Source organism: Candidatus Pelagibacter communis, assembly GCF_001179945.1.
Classification (GTDB): domain Bacteria; phylum Pseudomonadota; class Alphaproteobacteria; order Pelagibacterales; family Pelagibacteraceae; genus Pelagilacustribacter; species Pelagilacustribacter ubique_A.
Map to the genome: position 1 here is coordinate 1 of NZ_CVSG01000058.1, position 1227 is coordinate 1227.

A 1227-nucleotide genomic window follows, 5' to 3' on the forward strand; every position below is an offset into this window, starting at 1 on the left:
TACAAGAGCTTTGCGATAAATGTGATTTCGAAGAAGTAGCATATTTAGTATTGAACGGTGAGCTTCCTAACAAAAGTCAGCTAAAAAAATTTATCAAACAAGAAAGATCGGAAAGAAAACTTTCTAAGCAAATATTAAATGATATTAAAAAAATGCCTCGAAACGCCCATCCTATGGATGTAATTAGAACTTGTGTAAGTTTAATGGCCTTAGAAGATAAAGATACTAAAGATAATTCTCCTAAAGCAAACATGAGAAAGGCAATGAGAATATTTGCTAAAACACCGACAGCTGTCGCTGCTTATTTCAGAACACGAAAAGGTAAATCAATTATAGCTCCAAGTAAAAAATTATCTTTTTCAGAAAATTTCTTTAAAATGATGTTTAATAAAGTTCCAGATAAAGAAATTGTAAGAGCATTTGATATTTCGTTGATATTATACGCTGAACACAGTTTCAATGTTTCGACATTCACAGCTAGAACAATTACATCTAGCTTATCTGATTTACATGGTGCAATAACTGGAGCTATAGCCTCTTTAAAAGGTCCATTACATGGTGGAGCTAATGAAGCAGTAATGCATATGATGAAAGAGATTGGAAAACCTGAAAAAGCAAAAGCTTGGATTGAAAATGCATTAAATAAAAAAAAGGTGGTAATGGGATTTGGGCACAGAGTTTACCGTACGGGAGACTCAAGAGTACCAACAATGAAACACTATATGTTTAAAGTAGCTAAGCTTTTGAAAAAAGAAAAATATACGAGAATGTATGAAATTTTAGAAAAAGTAATGTTGCAAAGAAAAAATATCCATCCAAATGTAGATTTTCCATGTGGTCCAACTTATTACATGATGGGAATCGATATAGATTTCTACACACCAATATTTGTAATGTCTCGTATTACTGGTTGGTCAGCTCACATTATGGAACAACATGCTTCAAACAAACTTATAAGACCTTTGTCTAAATACAGGGGTGCTGAAGTGAGAGAAGTCATGTTGTTGAATCAAAGATAAATGACTTTAACTAATATACTTTTATTTTTGATCTTAGTTACATTAGCAACATACACTTTTATGCCTTGGAAGGGTATCGATAAAGGTTCTTTTGCAAAAGTAGCGTCTCAGTGGTTTATGTGGTTTGCTATTTTTGCAATAATTGTTTTAATATCTACTTTTTTTGGAATTGAAGTCTCTGGATAATAACTTTTTTCAACAAACAAGA

2 protein-coding genes are annotated in these 1227 nt (G+C 31.9%); both read left to right on the forward strand.

All coding sequences use genetic code 11. The annotated features are described in order from the left end of the window. Window positions 1–1019: bifunctional 2-methylcitrate synthase/citrate synthase (locus tag AMN78_RS01520; RefSeq protein WP_075533848.1), on the forward strand; the 1019-nt coding region annotated here is incomplete at its 5' end. After that, on the forward strand, window positions 1020–1205 hold the full coding sequence (locus AMN78_RS01525) for a hypothetical protein (protein ID WP_075533849.1): 186 nt from the start codon (window positions 1020–1022) through the stop codon (window positions 1203–1205). It abuts the gene before it with no gap. Window positions 1206–1227: the final 22 nt, after the last annotated feature.

Bases quoted from the DNA above. Each gene is read 5' to 3' on its own strand.
- AMN78_RS01525 (WP_075533849.1), top strand. From the start codon at position 1,020: ATGACTTTAACTAATATACTTTTATTTTTGATCTTAGTTACATTAGCA.